We start from the raw sequence: 17148 nt of genomic DNA, 5'->3' as shown, positions 1-17148 counted from the left end.
TCATCGAAACAAGGGCAAGGCCACCACTGAAGCGCTGGTGATTTTGTCACGTAAACTCGCGCGTATTGCATACGCGCTGCTGAAGAGCGAGAAAGCATACGTCAGCAAAACTGCCTAAAAAACGTTGTTCGCAACCATAGAATCTCCCACAGTTTGATCTGCGTTAATCCAGTGGCATCACGGTGACGCGCACTTCCGGGTCGTGGTTGCCGCCGCCGAGGATTACACCGCGTAGCGGCGAAACATCTGAAAAGTCCCTGCCCCACGCCAAAGTGATGTGCTCCAGTGCCGGCTGCACGTTATTGGTCGGATCGAAATCCACCCAGCCCAACACCGGGCAAAACACCGACACCCAAGCATGCGAGGCATCGGCGCCGATCAGGCGTGGCTGCCCCGGTGGCGGCTGAGTCAGCAGATAACCACTGACATAACGCGCAGCCAAACCTCGCGAGCGCACACACGCCAGCATCAAGTGCGCAAAGTCCTGACACACCCCGCGCCGCCGCTCCAGCACTTCTACCAGCGGCGTCGCCACTTGGGTCGCTTCGGCATCGAAGGTGAATTCGCTGAAAATCTTCTGCATCAACGCCTGCACACCGAGCATCAATGGCTGCCCCGCAGGGAAACAACTTTGCGAGAACTCGACGAAGCTGCGTTTCAAATGCACATACGGTGACTGGAAGCGGTATCGACACGCCTCAAGTATCTCCGCGGACAACGGCAGGCTGCTGTAGGTCAGCGCATCGCGAGTCTGTTCCCACGCTGGCGACTGCTGGAAATCCAGCACCGGCCGCGCCAACACTTCCACCGTCAGCCGCGCGTTCACCTGCAATTCATCATGCGGGCGCTCGAACGCCAGTCGGGTTAGCGGATTACCGAACACATCCAGCTCATCGCGGCGCGCCGTCGGCTCCGGACTGATCAGCAATTTTTGTTCGGTGCAGCGCTGCCAGGCACATTCGCGTGGCCATAGATGTGCCAATTGCTGCGCCAGCGACACCGGGCTGTCGTAGTGATAACAGGTGTCGTGGAGGATCTGGTAATGCGCGCTCATCAGACGGACACCGTGCGTTGGCTGACATCATCGACGTGAGCGAAATGGCGCAGCGCCAGACGATCAGATACTTGCCCGCTGGCCTCAGCAATCTCTTGCAGCAGATCCGCGAGGCCATTGAGCGCCGCGCGCACGCTGGTGTCACCGAACAGCGGATTTTCCAGACAGCCCAGATCGAAACGCGCCAGACGCTCGACCAGTTGCGGCAGCCCGGCCTCCCGAGGCGCACCAAAATCCTCGTTCAGGCGTTTCAACGTGCGCGTCACCAGTTTCAGCTGGAACAACACCGCGTGCGGGTTCTGCTCATCCAGCAGCAACAGATCCAGCACCGGGATCAATTGCGCCACCGCCAGATACCGTGAGCGATAGGTGATGCTGCTGTTACCCAGTTCCAGTAGCCATTCCAGCCCCGACTGATCGAAAGCGCCGGCGCCGCGCAAAAATGCCGCGAGACTGCTGCTGAGGAATTGCAGACGTTCGATGCGCCGGCCAATCATCAGAAAGCGCCAGCCTTCATCGCGGGTCATGTCGTCGAGGGCAAACCCAGACAGCGCCGCCAGTGACATCACCAGTCGGTTGAGAAAATCCAGCAACTCGCCGAAGTCCGGCTCGTCGGTGTCCAGCTCCATCGCTTCGCGCTGCAACTCGACCAGTGCCTGCCAGTTCTCCCGTGAAAGTTTGCCGCGCACCTGCGAGGCCGCCCACTGCAAGCGTTGCAGGTTGGAGCGCAGGCTGAATGACCAATCTTCGCCGAGCAATGCCGCCAAAAGGCGTTCAGGCAATTCGCCTTCGTCCGGCAACAGCGCCAGCCGTTCACCCAGATCGACCGCAGCCTGCAACGCTTGCGGGTCATCGCCGTCGACATATCGCGCGAGCATGATGCGCAGCAAGCGCGCACTGTCGTCGCAGCGCTCGCAATAACGGCCGAACCAGAACAGGTTTTCCACCACCCGCGACGGCAAATAGGGATCGCGGCGGACGAGATCGTGCACGCCGACATTGCGCTGAGTTTTCCACTGCTCACCGCTCGGCGCGCGTTCGCCCAACACCCAGGTGTCCTTGCTCGCGCCGCCGCGCTGCATCGACACCACTTCGGCATCGGCCTCGGCGGCCACTCGGGTCAGGCCACCGGGCAGCACGCGATAACCGTCGCGACTGGCCACGGCATACATGCGCATGCCGATCGCCCGGGGTTGCAACTGACCGTTCTCAGCCTGCCAGATAGGCGCGTGGGACAGCTGAGCCAATTCTTGCGCGACGTAGGCGTAAGGGCGCGCCTGCATGCGCTCGGCCAGCGCCTGACGCTGCTTTTCACTCAGATCACGACCAAACACTGGCGCGAAGGTTTGCGATGGGAATGCCGGTTTGATCAACAGTTCTGGAAGTTTCTCCAACGCCTGCGCCAACACCGGCGCCTCACCGCACCACCACGTGGCAATCGATGGCAGGATCAGTTCTTCGCCGAACAGGAATTGATTGATCTTCGGCAAAAACCCCAGCAACCCCGGCGATTCCAGCACGCCGCTACCCAACGCATTAGTCACCAGCACACGGCCCTGACGCACGGCTTCAAGCAGTCCGGGCACGCCGAGTGCCGAGTCCGTGCGCAGCTCCAGCGGGTCGCAGAAATCGTCGTCGAGCCGGCGCATGATTGCGTGTACCCGACGCAGGCCGCTGAGGGTTTTCAGGTAGACCGTGGCATCGCGCACGGTCAGATCGCCGCCCTCGACCAGTGGATAACCGAGCTGGCGAGCCAGGTACAAATGTTCGAAATAGCTTTCGTTGAAACGCCCAGGCGTCAGCAACACGATCAGCGGCGCATCATCGTCGCAGGGTGCCTGCCGGGCCATGGTTTCCTGCAACGTACGGAAAAAACCGGCCAGATGCTGCACCTTCAGGTCGCGGTACAACTCGGGGAAAGCACGGGAAACGATGGTGCGGTTTTCCAGCGCATAACCGGCACCCGAAGGTGCCTGAGTGCGATCGGCCGTCACCCACCAGCGGCCGTCCGGCGTGCGCGCCAGATCCACCGCGTAAAGATGCAGGAAAGCCCCTTCCGGTGGCGCAATGCCCTGACACGGCCAGAGAAAATTGTTGTGGCCGAAGACCAGTTCCGCCGGCAGCAGACCTTCGCTGATCAGCTTTTGCGGGCCATAAAGATCCGCCAGCACCGCATTGAGCAGGCGCGCACGCTGAGCGATCCCGGCTGACAACTGCTGCCATTCATCCGCCGCAATCACATGGGGCAACAGATCCAGTTCCCACGGCCGATCCGCGCCTTTGGGGTCGGCATAGACGTTATAGGTAACGCCGTTTTCCTGAATCTGCCGCGCCAGCAACGCTTGCCGCTGCAGCAGTTGCGCCGGGCTGCTGCGCTGCAACTGATCGAACAGCCGCTGCCAATGCGGGCGCACCGCTCCACTGCCGTCGAGCAGTTCGTGATAAGTGCCCGCCGTGAGCGGGTAGCGGTCTAGCAGGTCAGGCATGGAAAGCTCGGCAGACAGCAAGGAACGGTCAGACTAACGCAGGCACATGACGCCCGGATATACGAAAAATCTAAGCGTCGCGTACGATTTGGAAACGTCGTAAATCGATTGTCATCGGTAGCTCGTCAGTGATTTCCACCTTCGGTATAGGAAGTTTCCCTGGCGTGTGTCCGACGCGGAAGAATCGCGCCATACGCCGGCTCTCCGCTTCGTTAGCGTTAACCGGCAGCGTCTCGTAATTACGTCCGCCGGGATGGGCGACGTGGTACTGACAACCGCCCAGTGATCGACCCATCCAGGTGTCGAGCAGGTCGAATACCAGCGGTGCGTGCACAGGTATGTTCGGTTGCAGGCAGTTGGCCGGTTGCCAGGCGCGGTAACGCACACCGGCGACGAATTCACCGACGCGCCCGGTCGGGTGCAACGGTACCGCGACGCCATTACAAGTCAGCAGATAACGCTGCGGCGGCAGCCCTTTGATCTTGACCTGCAAGCGCTCCAGCGATGAATCGACATAGCGCACCGTGCCGCCCGCCGCGCCCTCCTCGCCCAACACATGCCACGGCTCCAGCGCCTGACGCAGTTCCAGTTCGATGCCGTTGACGGCGTAATCGCCGACCTTGGGAAAACGAAACTCTAGGTGCGCCGCAAACCATTCCGCCCGCAGCGGATAACCGGCGCTGTTCAGTTCGACGATGACGTCGGCGAAGTCCTGCTCGATAAAGTGCGGCAACAGGAAGCGATCGTGCAGTTCGGTGCCCCAGCGCGCCAGTTTCGTTGGCGCATAGGGTTCGCGCCAGAACCGTGCGACCAGCGCCCGCAGCAATAATTGTTGAGCGAGGCTCATGCGCGCATGCGGCGGCATTTCAAAGGCGCGCAATTCCAGCAAGCCGAGACGCCCGGTGGCGCCATCCGGCGAATACAGTTTGTCGATGCAGAATTCGGCACGGTGGGTGTTGCCGGTGACGTCGATCAGCAAGTTGCGCAGCAATCGATCGACCAGCCACGGTGCGCATTCCTCGCCCGGTTCCGGCATCTGCGCGAAGGCGATTTCCAGCTCATACAGCGCGTCATTGCGTGCCTCGTCGACGCGCGGCGCCTGAGAGGTCGGGCCGATGAACAATCCGGAAAACAGGTACGACAGCGATGGATGGTTGTGCCAGTAACTGATCAGGCTGCGCAGCAGATCCGGACGTCGCAGAAACGGTGAATCCGCCGGCGTCGCGCCGCCGAGCACAAAGTGATTGCCGCCGCCGGTACCGGTGTGGCGGCCGTCGATCATGAATTTCTCGGTGGTCAGGCGGGTTTGCCGCGCTTCTTCATAGAGGAACTCGGTGCGCTCGACCAACTCGTCCCATGTCGCCGATGGCTGCACGTTGACCTCGATCACGCCCGGATCGGGGGTGATGCGGAAGTTGCTCAGGCGTTGATCGCTCGGCGGCTCGTAGCCTTCCAGCAAGACCGGACAATGCAGTTCTTCGGCGGTGGCTTCGATGGCCGCGACCAGTTCCAGATAATCTTCGACCCGTTCCAGCGGTGGCATGAACAGGTACAAACGCCCTTCGCGGGCTTCGGCACAGAACGCGGTGCGGGTCAGCCAATCGGCGGATTCGTCGATTTTTGGCGTGCGCTCATCAGACGTCGCCGGTTCGCCGTGAAGGTTGAGTTGGGTGGTTTGCGGCAGCTCGGGAAAATCCTGATTTGGATCCTGTGGATGAATAAACGGGTACTCGGCGGCTTTCACCCACGGCTGCGAACCGAGCGGCAGGCGATAACCCAGCGGTGAATCACCCGGCACCAGACGGCAATGATCATCGCGCAGGTACCAACGCCCGCTCTGCCATTGATCACCCTTGGCTGTACGCGCTAACGGCAGCACTTGGCCGATCACCTTGTTCAGGCCCTGACTGAAGACTTTGCGCAGGCGTGCGCGCTCCAGCGGCTCCTCCAGACGCGAGTCTTCGGCGCTGACGTTGCTCGGCAACGTGCCCTCGCGCCACAGGTAATAGAAGTTGTCCTCGTAGGCCGTGAACACAAAACGTGTAGGCAATTTCAGGCGTTCGGCGACACTGGCGAGGAAACGCCCGGCCAATTCACCTGTGGCGCCGTAATCCTGTTGTTCATCAGCGATCAGCGCGTCGTTATGCCAAACCGGCACGCCGTCGCGGCGCCAGTAGCAGTTGAGCGACCAGCGCGGCAGTTGTTCGCCCGGATACCACTTGCCCTGACCGAAATGCACCAGGCCCTTGGGCGCGTAGTGTTTGCGCATACGCTGGAACAATTCCGCAGAGAGACGGCGCTTGTCCTCGCCCAATGCAGCGGTGTTCCACTCGGCGCCGTCCGGGTCATCGATGGACACGAAAGTCGGCTCGCCGCCCATGGTCAGGCGCACGTCATCGGCTAACAGGTCAGCATCGATCTGCCGGCCCAACGCCTGAATCGCCAGCCATTGCTCATCGGTGTAAGGCTTGGTGACGCGCGGCGCCTCCCAGATCCGCTCCACCGACATTTCGTGACTGAACACGCATTCGCAGGGTTCGACCAAACCACTGATCGGCGCCGCCGAGGACGGATCGGGACTACAGGCCAACGGAATATGCCCTTCACCGGCGAACAGTCCAGACGTGGCGTCCAGACCGATCCAGCCAGCACCCGGCAAGTACACCTCACACCAAGCGTGCAGGTCGGTGAAATCCACTTCAGTGCCGGACGGGCCGTCGAGGCTTTTCACATCGGCGGTCAGTTGAATCAGATAACCGGATACAAACCTCGCGGCCAGCCCGAGGTTGCGCAGCAATTGCACCAGCAACCACGCCGAGTCGCGACAGGAGCCGGAGGCGTGTTCGAGGGTGTGCTCCGGGGTTTGCACGCCCGGCTCCATGCGGATCAGGTAGCCGATGTCTTCGCTGAGGCGCTGGTTGAGTGCGACGAGGAAGTCCACCGCTGGCAGCGGCGTGCGATCGATGGCGTCCAGATAGGCTTTGAATTTTGGTGTCAGTGGCAGGGTTTCGAGATACGGCGCCAGTTCCTTGCGCTCATCGGCGGCGTAGGCGAAAGGGATTTTCTCGGCGTAGGGCTCAAGGAAAAAATCGAAGGGATTGAACACGGCCATTTCGGCCAGCAGATCGACCTCGATGCGCAACTCATCGGTTTTCTCAGGAAAGACCAGCCGCGCGAGGTAGTTGCCCTGCGGGTCTTGCTGCCAGTTGATGAAATGCTGCTCGGGCGAGACTTTCAGCGCATACGACAAAATCCGCGTGCGACTGTGGGCAGCCGGGCGCAGGCGAACGATCTGCGGGCCGAGTTCGACAGCGCGGTCGTAGCGGTAATGCGTGACGTGATGCAATGCGACATGAATCGACACGGCGTGCCTCCTGCGAGCCTAAGCGTATTCGAAAGCGCGCAAGACTTATGCCATGCAGAGGCTTGGGCGCTTTCCCGGAATGCTTAGGGCAGTACAGCACCAAAATCGGGCGATGCGGGGAAATGGTTAGGCGAAGTTGCGCCTAAATGTGGCGAAGATCAAAAGATCGCAGCCTGCGGCAGCTCCTACAGGGAAACGCGAATCCCACTGTAGGAGCTGCCGCAGGCTGCGATCTTTTGACTCAAAAAAAAAACGCCAACCCGAAGGTTGGCGTTTGCTTTAGCGCGGTACGACCGGCTTGCGGGTCGGTTTCGGCCCTTTGCCTTTCGCGGCGTCTTTACGCTCTTTCGCAGCCTGTTGGTTGCGGGCAAATGCCGCCGCCTTGGCCTGCTCTCGCTTGTCCCAAGGATTACCACCGTCACTGGCACGCGGCGGCAGACCGGTGTGCTGGGTGAGGATCTTGGTGGTCTTCTCTTTGCCTTCTTTCGCCACTTTATGGCTGCCAGCCGGCGTCGAGTTCTTGCGACGGGCGCTCTGGTAGCTGTCGGTGGTCGGCTGGTGCGTCGGGATCAGTTGATCCTTGCCCGAACCGATCAGGTCGCCGCGACCCATGCGGATCAGCGCTTCACGCAGCATCGGCCAGCCTTTCGGGTCGTGATAACGCAAGAACGCCTTGTGCAGACGACGCTGCTCTTCGCTCTTGACGATATTCACGCCGTCACTCTTGTAAGTGACCTTGCGCAGCGGGTTCTTGCCCGAGTGATACATCGCGGTGGCGGTGGCCATCGGCGACGGGTAGAACGCTTGCACCTGGTCGGCGCGGAAGCCGTTGCCCTTGAGCCACAGGGCCAAGTTCATCATGTCTTCGTCGGTGGTGCCCGGGTGGGCGGCGATGAAGTACGGAATCAGGTACTGCTCTTTGCCCGCTTCCTTGGTGTACTTCTCGAACATGCGCTTGAACTTGTCATAGCTGCCGATGCCCGGTTTCATCATCTGGTTGAGCGGACCTTCCTCGGTGTGTTCCGGGGCGATCTTCAGGTAACCGCCGACGTGGTGGGTCACCAGCTCTTTGACGTACTCCGGCGACTCGACCGCGAGGTCGTAGCGCAGGCCGGAGGCAATCAGAATCTTTTTCACACCCGGCAAGGCACGGGCGCTGCGGTAAAGCTGAATCAGCGACGAGTGGTCGGTGTTCAGGTTCGGGCAGATGCCCGGGAATACGCAGGACGGCTTGCGGCACGCGGATTCGATTTCCGGCGTTTTGCAGGCGATGCGGTACATGTTTGCGGTCGGGCCACCGAGGTCGGAGATGACGCCGGTGAAGCCTGGCACCTTGTCGCGGATCTCTTCGATCTCGCGAATGATCGACTCTTCGGAACGGTTCTGGATGATCCGGCCTTCGTGCTCGGTGATCGAGCAGAAGGTGCAGCCACCGAAGCAGCCGCGCATGATGTTCACCGAGAAACGGATCATGTCGTAGGCCGGGATTTTCTCCTTGCCGTACGCCGGGTGCGGAACACGTGCGTAAGGCATGCCGAACACGTAGTCCATTTCTTCGGTGGTCATCGGTATCGGCGGCGGGTTGAACCAGACGTCGACTTCGCCATGCTTCTGTACCAGCGCGCGGGCGTTGCCCGGGTTGGTTTCGAGGTGCAGCACGCGGTTGGCGTGAGCATAAAGAACCGCATCACCGCGGACTTTTTCCATCGACGGCAAACGGATCACGGTCTTGTCGCGGGTCATGCGCGGGCTGGCCAGAATCTGTACAACCTTGGCTTCCTGCGGATCGTCGACCGGGCCCTTTTCCTGTTCAATGGCGCAGGCTTGGGTGTCCTGGGTGTTCACGTACGGGTTGATGATCTTGTCGACCTTGCCCGGACGGTCGATGCGCGTCGAGTCAACTTCGTACCAGCCTTGCGGCGTGTCACGACGGATGAACGCGGTGCCACGCACGTCGGTGATGTCTTCGATCTTGTGGCCATAGGACAGACGCTGGGCGACTTCGACAATCGCGCGCTCGGCGTTGCCGTACAGCAGAATGTCGGCGCAGGCGTCGATCAGGATCGAGTTACGCACGCGATCCTGCCAGTAGTCGTAATGGGCGATACGGCGCAGGGAGGCTTCGATGCCACCGAGGACGATCGGCACATTTTTGTAGGCTTCCTTGCAGCGCTGGCTGTAGACCAGGCTCGCGCGATCCGGACGCTTGCCGGCCATACCGCCCGGGGTATAGGCGTCGTCGGAACGGATTTTCTTGTCGGCGGTGTAGCGGTTGATCATCGAGTCCATGTTGCCGGCCGCGACGCCGAAGAACAGGTTCGGCTCGCCGAGCTTCATGAAGTCGTCTTTGGACTGCCAGTTTGGCTGGGCGATGATCCCGACGCGGAAGCCTTGCGACTCCAGCAGCCGGCCGATGATCGCCATGCCGAACGACGGGTGATCGACGTAGGCATCACCGGTGACGATGATGATGTCGCAGGAATCCCAGCCAAGCTGATCCATCTCCTCCCTGCTCATCGGCAGGAATGGCGCTGGCCCGAAACATTCGGCCCAGTACTTTGGATAGTCAAATAACGGCTTGGCTGCTTGCATGTCGATAACCGGTGTTGGCTTTCATTGAATTTCGCGGGCGCGGAATATAGCACAAATTTTGACCAATTCCGACGGCTGTGGTCGGAAATTGTGCCGACCCCATTCGCGAGCAGGCTCGCTCCCACATTTGAACGCATTCCAAATGTGGGAGCGAGCCTGCTCGCGAAGAGGCCAGATCAGGCGCCGAAGATTACTCGTCGTCGTCGAAGTTATAGCTGCCCGGTGCAAGGTTTTCGAAACGGGTGTACTTACCGATAAACGCCAGGCGGATAAAGCCGATTGGCCCGTTCCGTTGCTTACCGATAATGATTTCGGCGATGCCCTTATGCTCGGTTTCCGGGTGATACACCTCGTCGCGGTAAACGAACATGATCACGTCAGCATCCTGCTCGATCGCTCCGGATTCCCGGAGGTCGGAGTTGATCGGGCGTTTGTTCGGCCGCTGCTCGAGGGAACGGTTGAGCTGCGACAGCGCCACCACCGGGCAGTTGAATTCTTTGGCCAGGGCTTTCAAGGAACGCGAGATTTCAGAAATCTCGTTGGTGCGGTTGTCGCCGCCGGAACCCGGAATCTGCATCAATTGCAGGTAGTCGATCATGATCAGACCGATGTCACCGTGCTCACGCGCCAGACGCCGGGTTCGCGCACGCATTTCCGACGGGCTGATACCGGCGGTGTCGTCGATGAACAGCTTGCGGTCATTGAGCAGGTTGACCGCCGAGGTCAGTCGCGGCCAGTCGTCATCTTCTAGCTGACCGGAACGCACCTTGGTCTGGTCGATGCGGCCCAGCGACGAGAGCATACGCATGACCAGCGATTCGCCTGGCATCTCGAGGGAATACACCAGAACGGCTTTGTCGCTGCGCAGTACGGCGTTTTCCACCAGGTTCATCGCGAAGGTGGTTTTACCCATCGACGGACGGCCGGCAACGATGATCAGGTCGGACGGTTGCAGACCGCTGGTCTTCTCATCAAGGTCGGTGTAGCCGGTGGACAGGCCGGTAATCGCGTTGTCGGTGTTGAACAGTGTGTCGATGCGGTCGATTGCCTTGGTCAGCAAATCGTTCACGCCTACCGGGCCACCGGTTTTCGGCCGGGCCTCGGCAATTGCAAAGATCTGACGCTCGGCTTCGTCGAGGATTTCCTCGGCGGTGCGCCCTTCCGGGTTGAAGGCGCTGTCGGCGATCTCGGTGCTGATGCCGATCAGTTGGCGCAACGTCGCACGCTGGCGGACGATCTGCGCATACGCCTTGATGTTGGCGACGGACGGTGTGTTTTTCGCCAGTTCGCCGAGGTAACCGAGGCCGCCCACTTGCGAGGTCTGACCTTCCTTGTCCAATTGCTCGGCAAGGGTCACGACGTCGATCGGCGAGTTCTGATCGGCCAGTTTGGCGATCGCACGGAAGATCAGGCGGTGGTCATGTCGATAGAAATCACCGTCGGAGACTTGATCGAGCACGCGTTCCCAGGCGTTGTTGTCCAGCATCAGACCACCGAGTACAGCCTGTTCGGCTTCGATGGAATGCGGCGGCACCTTCAGGGCAGCGGTTTGCAGATCGTATTGCTCGGGAGCGGAGATATCGTTCATGGCCACTTGAGTTTGGTTGAAAATCAGGAATTGCAGAAAGACAAAGGGCACGACCTGTAAACAGGATCGTGCCCGATGTTAACCGTCTGACGGGCAAGCCGCCAGCCGATCAGGTATTGCTTAAGCTGCTACCACGACAACGCGTACGGTGGCTTCAACTTCGGCGTGCAGGTGCACAGCCACGTCGAATTCACCTACGTTGCGGATGGTGCCGTTCGGCAGACGAACTTCGCTCTTCTGCACTTCAACGCCGGAGGCGGTCAGTGCGTCAGCGATGTCGTGAGTACCGATCGAACCGAACAGCTTGCCTTCGTCGCCAGCGGTGGCAGTGATGGTCACTTCCAGCTCGGCCAGTTGGGCAGCACGGCTTTCAGCCGATGCTTTACGGTCTGCAGCAGCTTTTTCCAGCTCGGCACGACGCTCTTCGAACGCAGCGATGTTCGCTGGGGTCGCGGCGGTAGCTTTGCCGTAAGGCAGCAGGTAGTTACGACCGTAACCGGCCTTAACGTTTACTTTGTCACCCAGGTTGCCCAGGTTGGTGACTTTTTCCAGAAGGATCAGTTGCATGTGAAAATCCTCTAACTTTTAACCTTCACCGTTCGCGCTGTCGGTGTCTTTCGACACGTGACGACCGCGAAAATCAATCAGGCTGTCGACAATGGCCAAAACCACGAGCAACGGATAGATCAGCTGCATGAACAGCAACAGCGTGACGTACAACCCCACCAGCCAGAAACCGGCCAGTCGCTTCTGCCCGACCAGCCCGTGAATCAAGGCAAGTCCGGCGAACACCAGCGGTACACTGCACAACGGCGTCAACATGGCCATCTGTGCACCGAGATTCGGGCCCAGAAGCATCAACGCCAGCAGTAACATCGCCGGCCCCAGCGGGATCCGTATGGCGCGAAACTCGCGACCAAAACCACCCGGGTTGTACAACAACGCCTGCCAATGACGCCCGACAATCAGGCTCAGCACGCTGACGATCTGCAACAACGCCGCAATCAGTCCGGTCAGGACTGGTGCAATCAGGGACGCGAAACGCGCTTGCTCTTCGACCGACAATTGCTTGTAGGTCTCACCGAGAAGCGCGGGCATTACCTTGATAAGGGCCTGCGCGAGCATCTCGATCTGGGCCGCAAACGCCGCCCCGAGCACCACTGAAAACACCACTCCTATTGCCACGCTGGCCAGCAGCGTACGAACCCAGGACTCACTTGCGCGCAAAATCAACGCAAGCCCCGAAGACCCCAGCAGCACCAGAAGTGCCCGTGGATCATCGGCGTACAACCACCAGACCAAGGCCGGCAGCAGTCCCAGCAACAGAACACCAAGGGCGTCTGTCAATCCGCGCCGCAGCAGCACGAGGCTCCCGGCGGCGGCACCCAACCAATACAACAACGGCAATGTTGCACATCCGGCCACTACGAGAGTGGCCTGCATGCGGCCGCGCATGATGAACTCAGCTAAGGCACGCATGCATTCAATCCTTTGCTACTTGTCGACTGCCCGGTCTCAGCGGCCGTGGCTGTCGGTGTAGGCCAGCAGGGCCAGGAAGCGGGCGCGCTTGATAGCGGTGGCCAGCTGACGCTGATAACGAGCTTTGGTACCGGTGATGCGGCTTGGAACGATTTTGCCGGTCTCGGATACGTAGGCTTTCAGAGTGTTGAGATCTTTGTAATCGATCTCCTTCACGTCTTCAGCGGTGAAGCGGCAGAATTTACGACGACGGAAGAAACGTGCCATTTGATAGGCTCCTTAAAAGGTCCGTGGATTACTCGTCAGCGTTATCGCTGTTGTCGCTGTCATCACTATCAGCGCTTTCAGCGCCTTCGTGCTCAGGACGGTCGCGACGCTCACGGCGCTCACTGCGGTTTTCTTCAGCCTTGAGCATCTCGGATTGGCCGGTAACGGCTTCTTCGCGACGGATGACCAGGTTACGGATCACTGCATCGTTGTAGCGGAAGTTGTCTTCCAGCTCGGCCAGGGCCTTGCCAGTGCACTCAACGTTCAGCATCACGTAGTGAGCCTTGTGAACATTGTTGATTGCGTAGGCCAGTTGACGACGGCCCCAATCTTCCAGACGGTGGATTTTGCCGCCGTCTTCTTCGATCAGCTTGGTGTAACGCTCAACCATGCCGCCGACTTGCTCGCTTTGATCCGGGTGGACCAAAAAGATGATTTCGTAATGACGCATGAATGCTCCTTACGGGTTGTAGCCTGCCGCTCAAAAACGGTCAGACAAGGAGTGAATGACACTTATGGACTTGCTGGCGCGGGGCACATGCGTGCCTGCCGTCACAGCAAGGGGCGCAATTGTAGAGAAGGGACAGAAGAGGTGCAAGGCAATTGGTGATTATTTGAACAATCACCAAAGAACACCTGTAGGAGCTGCCGAAGGCTGCGATCTTTTGATTTTGTTTTTAAAGACAAGATCAAAAGATCGCAGCCTGCGGCAGCTCCTACAGGGGGCTTATTTCTTGGCAGCAGGCTTGCCTTTTACGCCGCGCTGACGCTGGGCTTCGAACAGGCAGACGCCCGTCGCGACCGAGACGTTGAGGCTGCTGACGCTACCGGCCATCGGCAGCTTCACCAGATAGTCGCAGTGTTCGCGGGTCAGGCGACGCATGCCTTTGCCTTCGGCGCCCATGATCAGAATGGTCGGGCCCGTCAGATCCTGGTCGTAGATGCTGACTTCAGCTTCGCCTGCTGTGCCGACAACCCACAGACCGCGCTGCTGAAGCTTTTCCAGGGTGCGCGCAAGGTTGGTCACGGCCACCAACGGAATCACTTCCGCCGCGCCGCAGGCCACTTTACGCACGACCGGCGTCAGGGTTGCCGACTTGTCTTTCGGCACGATCACCGCCAGCGCACCCGCCGCATCGGCCGAACGCAGGCAGGCGCCGAGGTTGTGCGGATCGGTCACGCCGTCGAGCACCAGCAGCAACGGTGCGCCGTCAGTGCGATCGAGCAGCTCGTCGAGCATCGCTTCGCCCCAGACCTGGCTCGGGCTGACTTCCGCGACCACGCCTTGGTGAACGCCTTCAACCCAAGCGTCCATTTCACGGCGCTCGGCCTGACCGACCTGCACACGATTTTCGTTGGCCAGCTCAACCAGGGTCTGCACGCGCGGATCGTTGCGGCTTTCCGCCAGCCAGATCTGCTTGACGCGCTTCGGGTGGTGACGCAGCAACGCTTCTACCGCGTGAACGCCGTAGATTTTCTCCAACTGACTCATGACTTCGCCTTCGGTTTACGTGCCCCGCCACTTTTGGCTGGAGCAGAACCCGCTTTTGGCGGGCCTTTACGATGTTTGCTCGGTTTTGCTGGCTTGCCGCCGGAGGCCTTTTCAGGCGCCGACCGTCCGGTCTTTCCCCCAGGCGCCGCTTTACCACCGTTTTTGGCGTCGGAAAGCAGAGCCTTCTTCATTTCACGGCTTTTACGCAGCTCGGCGTTTTTCGCCACAGCGTCGCTTGGGCGATAAGCTTCGGGAGCCTTCTCTTTCGCTGGACGGCGACCTGCGGTTTTTGCAGGAGCCGCTTCGGCTTTTTCCTTCGCGGCTGGCGCAGCAGTTTCAGCACCACGCTTTTTGCGACCAATCGGCGCGCTGATGGTTTTTTCAGCCATCTCGAAGTCGATCTTGCGTTCGTCGAGGTCAACGCGCATGACGCGCACTTCAACGGTATCGCCGAGACGGAAGCTGCGACCGGTGCGCTCGCCCGCCAGGCGGTGATGCACAGGATCGAAGTGGTAGTAATCGCCCGGCAGCGCGGTGACGTGCACCAGGCCTTCGACGTAAATATCGGTCAGCTCGACGAACAAACCAAAACCGGTCACCGCAGTGATCACGCCCGGGAACGACTCGCCCACGCGATCTTTCATGAACTCGCACTTGAGCCAGTTCACCACGTCGCGGGTCGCTTCGTCGGCACGGCGCTCGCTCATCGAGCACTGCTCGCCGAGTTGCTCCAGCGCCGCTTCGTCGTACGGATAGATACGCGCTTTCGGAATGGTCATCGCACCGGCACGGCGAACGTGCGAGGTGTCCTGTTTCGAATGGATCACGCTGCGGATTGCGCGGTGGGTGAGCAAATCCGGGTAACGACGGATCGGCGAAGTGAAGTGGGTATAGGCTTCGTAATTCAGGCCGAAGTGGCCCTGATTGTCAGCGCTGTACACCGCTTGGCTCAGCGAACGCAGCATCACGGTCTGGATCAGGTGGAAATCCGGACGATCCTTGATGCTCGCCAGCAGTGCCTGGTAGTCCTTCGGCGACGGGCCGTCCTTGCCTTTGTGCAGGGACAGGCCGAGCTCGCCAAGGAAGGCACGCAGTTTTTCCAGACGCTCCGGTGGCGGGCCGTCGTGGACGCGGTACAGCGCAGGAATTTCGTGCTTCTTGAGGAATTCGGCGGTGGCCACGTTGGCCGCCAGCATGCATTCTTCGATCAGCTTGTGCGCATCGTTACGGGTGGTCGGACGGATCTCGGCAATCTTGCGCTCGGTACCGAAGATGATCCGGGTTTCCTGCGTTTCGAAATCGATCGCGCCACGTACGTGACGAGCAGCCAACAGAACCTTGTACAGCGCATAAAGCTGCTTGAGGTGCGGCAGAACGTCGTTGTACTCACCGCGAAGCTGACGCGCCTCGGTGATTTTCGGCGTTTCCAGCATCGCGCTGACTTTGTTGTACGTCAGACGAGCGTGGGAGTGGATCACCGCCTCATAGAAGCAGTAGTCGGTCATTTCGCCGGACTTGGAAATGGTCATCTCGCAAACCATGGCCAGACGATCGACGTGCGGGTTCAGCGAGCACAGGCCGTTGGACAACTGCTCAGGCAGCATCGGCACCACGCGCTCGGGGAAATACACCGAGTTGCCGCGCACTTGCGCTTCGTTGTCCAGCGCCGAACCGATTTTCACGTAGCTGGAAACGTCGGCAATCGCCACGTACAACTTCCAGCCGCCGGAGAACAGGCGCAGCTTGCCCGGTTTGGCTTCGCAATAAACCGCATCGTCGAAGTCGCGGGCATCTTCGCCGTCGATGGTGACGAACGGCAGATGGCGCAGGTCAACGCGCTTCTCTTTGTCTTTCTCTTCGACTTCCGGCTTGAGCTTGGCGGCTTCTTTCAGGACAGCTTCAGGCCAGACGTGCGGAATGTCGTAAGTGCGCAGGGCAACATCGATTTCCATGCCCGGCGCCATGTAGTTGCCGACCACTTCGACCACATCGCCTTGCGGCTGGAAGCGCGGCGTTGGCCAGTGGGTGATTTTCACCTCGACGAACTGACCGATCTGCGCGTTGGCATTACGGCCCGGCGTGACCAGCACTTCTTGCTGGATCTTCGGATTGTCGGCAACGACAAAACCGATGCCGCCTTCTTCGAAGTAGCGACCGACGATGGTTTCGTGAGCACGCGAAACCACTTCGACGATCACGCCTTCGCGGCGACCGCGACGATCAAGACCGGAAACACGGGCCAGCGCACGGTCGCCGTCAAACACCAGACGCATTTGCGCCGGGCTCATGAACAGGTCGTCGCTGCCGTCGTCCGGCACCAGGAAGCCGAAACCGTCACGGTGACCGCTGATGCGACCGAGGATCAGGTCGAGCTTGTCGACCGGCGCGTACGTGCCGCGGCGGGTGTAGATCAGTTGAGCGTCGCGCTCCATGGCGCGCAGGCGGCGGCGCAGGGCTTCGATCTGGTCTTCTGTGGTCAGACCAAACTCTTCGACCAGTTGCTCGCGGGCAGCAGGCGAACCCCGATCGGCGAGGTGCGCCAGGATCAGTTCGCGACTAGGAATAGGGTTTTCATATTTTTCCGCTTCACGAGCGGCCTCGGGATCGAGGGACTGCCAATCGGCCATTAGAGAGTTTTCACCTTGTCTATATGCGGGTTAGTTTGGCATAGGCGCCATGAAACGGGAAATTTCCGCTTCTATAAGGCGCGTATCCGGGGCTGTAGCGTTGCTTGAAAGCCGTTTTGACCACCGCCGGTAAAAAAAATCATGTTTTTTGCTGAGAGGGGTTTACAGTTAAAAAGACGCTCCGTATAGTGCGCGCCAT

11 protein-coding genes and 1 pseudogene are annotated in these 17148 nt (G+C 60.0%); 1 reads left to right on the top strand and 11 read right to left on the bottom strand.

The genetic code is table 11. From position 1 onward, the window contains the following. Positions 1–118 (top strand): annotated as a pseudogene (locus GVL50_RS29145) (IS110 family transposase); the annotation flags it as partial. Positions 119–163: 45 nt separating this feature from the next. Here GVL50_RS29145 and GVL50_RS23700 read toward each other — a convergent pair. The 11 genes from GVL50_RS23700 to rnr all read right to left on the bottom strand — a co-directional run bounded on the left by GVL50_RS23700 (position 164) and on the right by rnr (position 16949). Beyond that, a complete protein-coding gene (locus GVL50_RS23700) occupies positions 164–1054 on the bottom strand; it encodes a transglutaminase family protein (RefSeq protein WP_159815259.1) in 891 nt (296 codons plus the stop codon). Further along, positions 1054–3540, bottom strand: coding sequence for a circularly permuted type 2 ATP-grasp protein (locus GVL50_RS23695; protein ID WP_159815258.1), 2487 nt, complete (start codon positions 3538–3540; stop codon positions 1054–1056). The genes GVL50_RS23700 and GVL50_RS23695 overlap by 1 nt, the downstream gene beginning before the upstream one ends. Positions 3541–3610: 70 nt before the next feature. Next, the gene (locus GVL50_RS23690; RefSeq protein ID WP_159815257.1) at positions 3611–6904 is read right to left on the bottom strand and encodes a DUF2126 domain-containing protein; all 3294 of its coding nucleotides are present in this window, start codon (positions 6902–6904) and stop codon (positions 3611–3613) included. A gap of 279 nt (positions 6905–7183) precedes the next feature. After that, positions 7184–9496 (bottom strand): YgiQ family radical SAM protein, encoded by a 2313-nt coding sequence (locus GVL50_RS23685; protein WP_053116779.1) that lies wholly within the window; start codon positions 9494–9496, stop codon positions 7184–7186. A gap of 190 nt (positions 9497–9686) precedes the next feature. Then, positions 9687–11084 (bottom strand): replicative DNA helicase, encoded by a 1398-nt coding sequence (gene dnaB, locus GVL50_RS23680; RefSeq protein WP_159815256.1) that lies wholly within the window; start codon positions 11082–11084, stop codon positions 9687–9689. Positions 11085–11204: 120 nt separating this feature from the next. Continuing rightward, on the bottom strand, positions 11205–11651 hold the full coding sequence (rplI, locus tag GVL50_RS23675) for a 50S ribosomal protein L9 (RefSeq protein ID WP_042557398.1): 447 nt from the start codon (positions 11649–11651) through the stop codon (positions 11205–11207). Between the two features lie 18 nt (positions 11652–11669). Beyond that, positions 11670–12563 carry a hypothetical protein gene (locus GVL50_RS23670; protein WP_053116778.1) on the bottom strand — a complete coding sequence of 298 codons (894 nt, stop codon included), beginning with the start codon at positions 12561–12563 and terminating at the stop codon, positions 11670–11672. A 36-nt stretch (positions 12564–12599) separates the two neighbouring features. Further along, positions 12600–12830: a 30S ribosomal protein S18 gene (gene rpsR, locus GVL50_RS23665; RefSeq protein WP_002551829.1), complete on the bottom strand. Its 231-nt coding sequence runs from the start codon at positions 12828–12830 to the stop codon at positions 12600–12602. A gap of 28 nt (positions 12831–12858) precedes the next feature. Continuing rightward, positions 12859–13281, bottom strand: a complete 423-nt coding sequence (rpsF, locus tag GVL50_RS23660) for a 30S ribosomal protein S6 (protein WP_003217491.1) — start codon at positions 13279–13281, stop codon at positions 12859–12861. Positions 13282–13557: 276 nt separating this feature from the next. Beyond that, the gene (rlmB, locus tag GVL50_RS23655; RefSeq protein ID WP_159815255.1) at positions 13558–14322 is read right to left on the bottom strand and encodes a 23S rRNA (guanosine(2251)-2'-O)-methyltransferase RlmB; all 765 of its coding nucleotides are present in this window, start codon (positions 14320–14322) and stop codon (positions 13558–13560) included. Next, positions 14319–16949, bottom strand: coding sequence for a ribonuclease R (rnr, locus tag GVL50_RS23650; RefSeq protein WP_159815254.1), 2631 nt, complete (start codon positions 16947–16949; stop codon positions 14319–14321). Before rnr ends, rlmB begins: the two co-directional genes overlap by 4 nt. Positions 16950–17148 lie beyond the last annotated feature (199 nt).

Origin of the sequence: Pseudomonas sp. 18058, assembly GCF_902706155.1 — a bacterium.
GTDB lineage: Bacteria > Pseudomonadota > Gammaproteobacteria > Pseudomonadales > Pseudomonadaceae > Aquipseudomonas > Aquipseudomonas rustica.
This window is presented reverse-complemented; position numbering and strand designations above follow the sequence as displayed.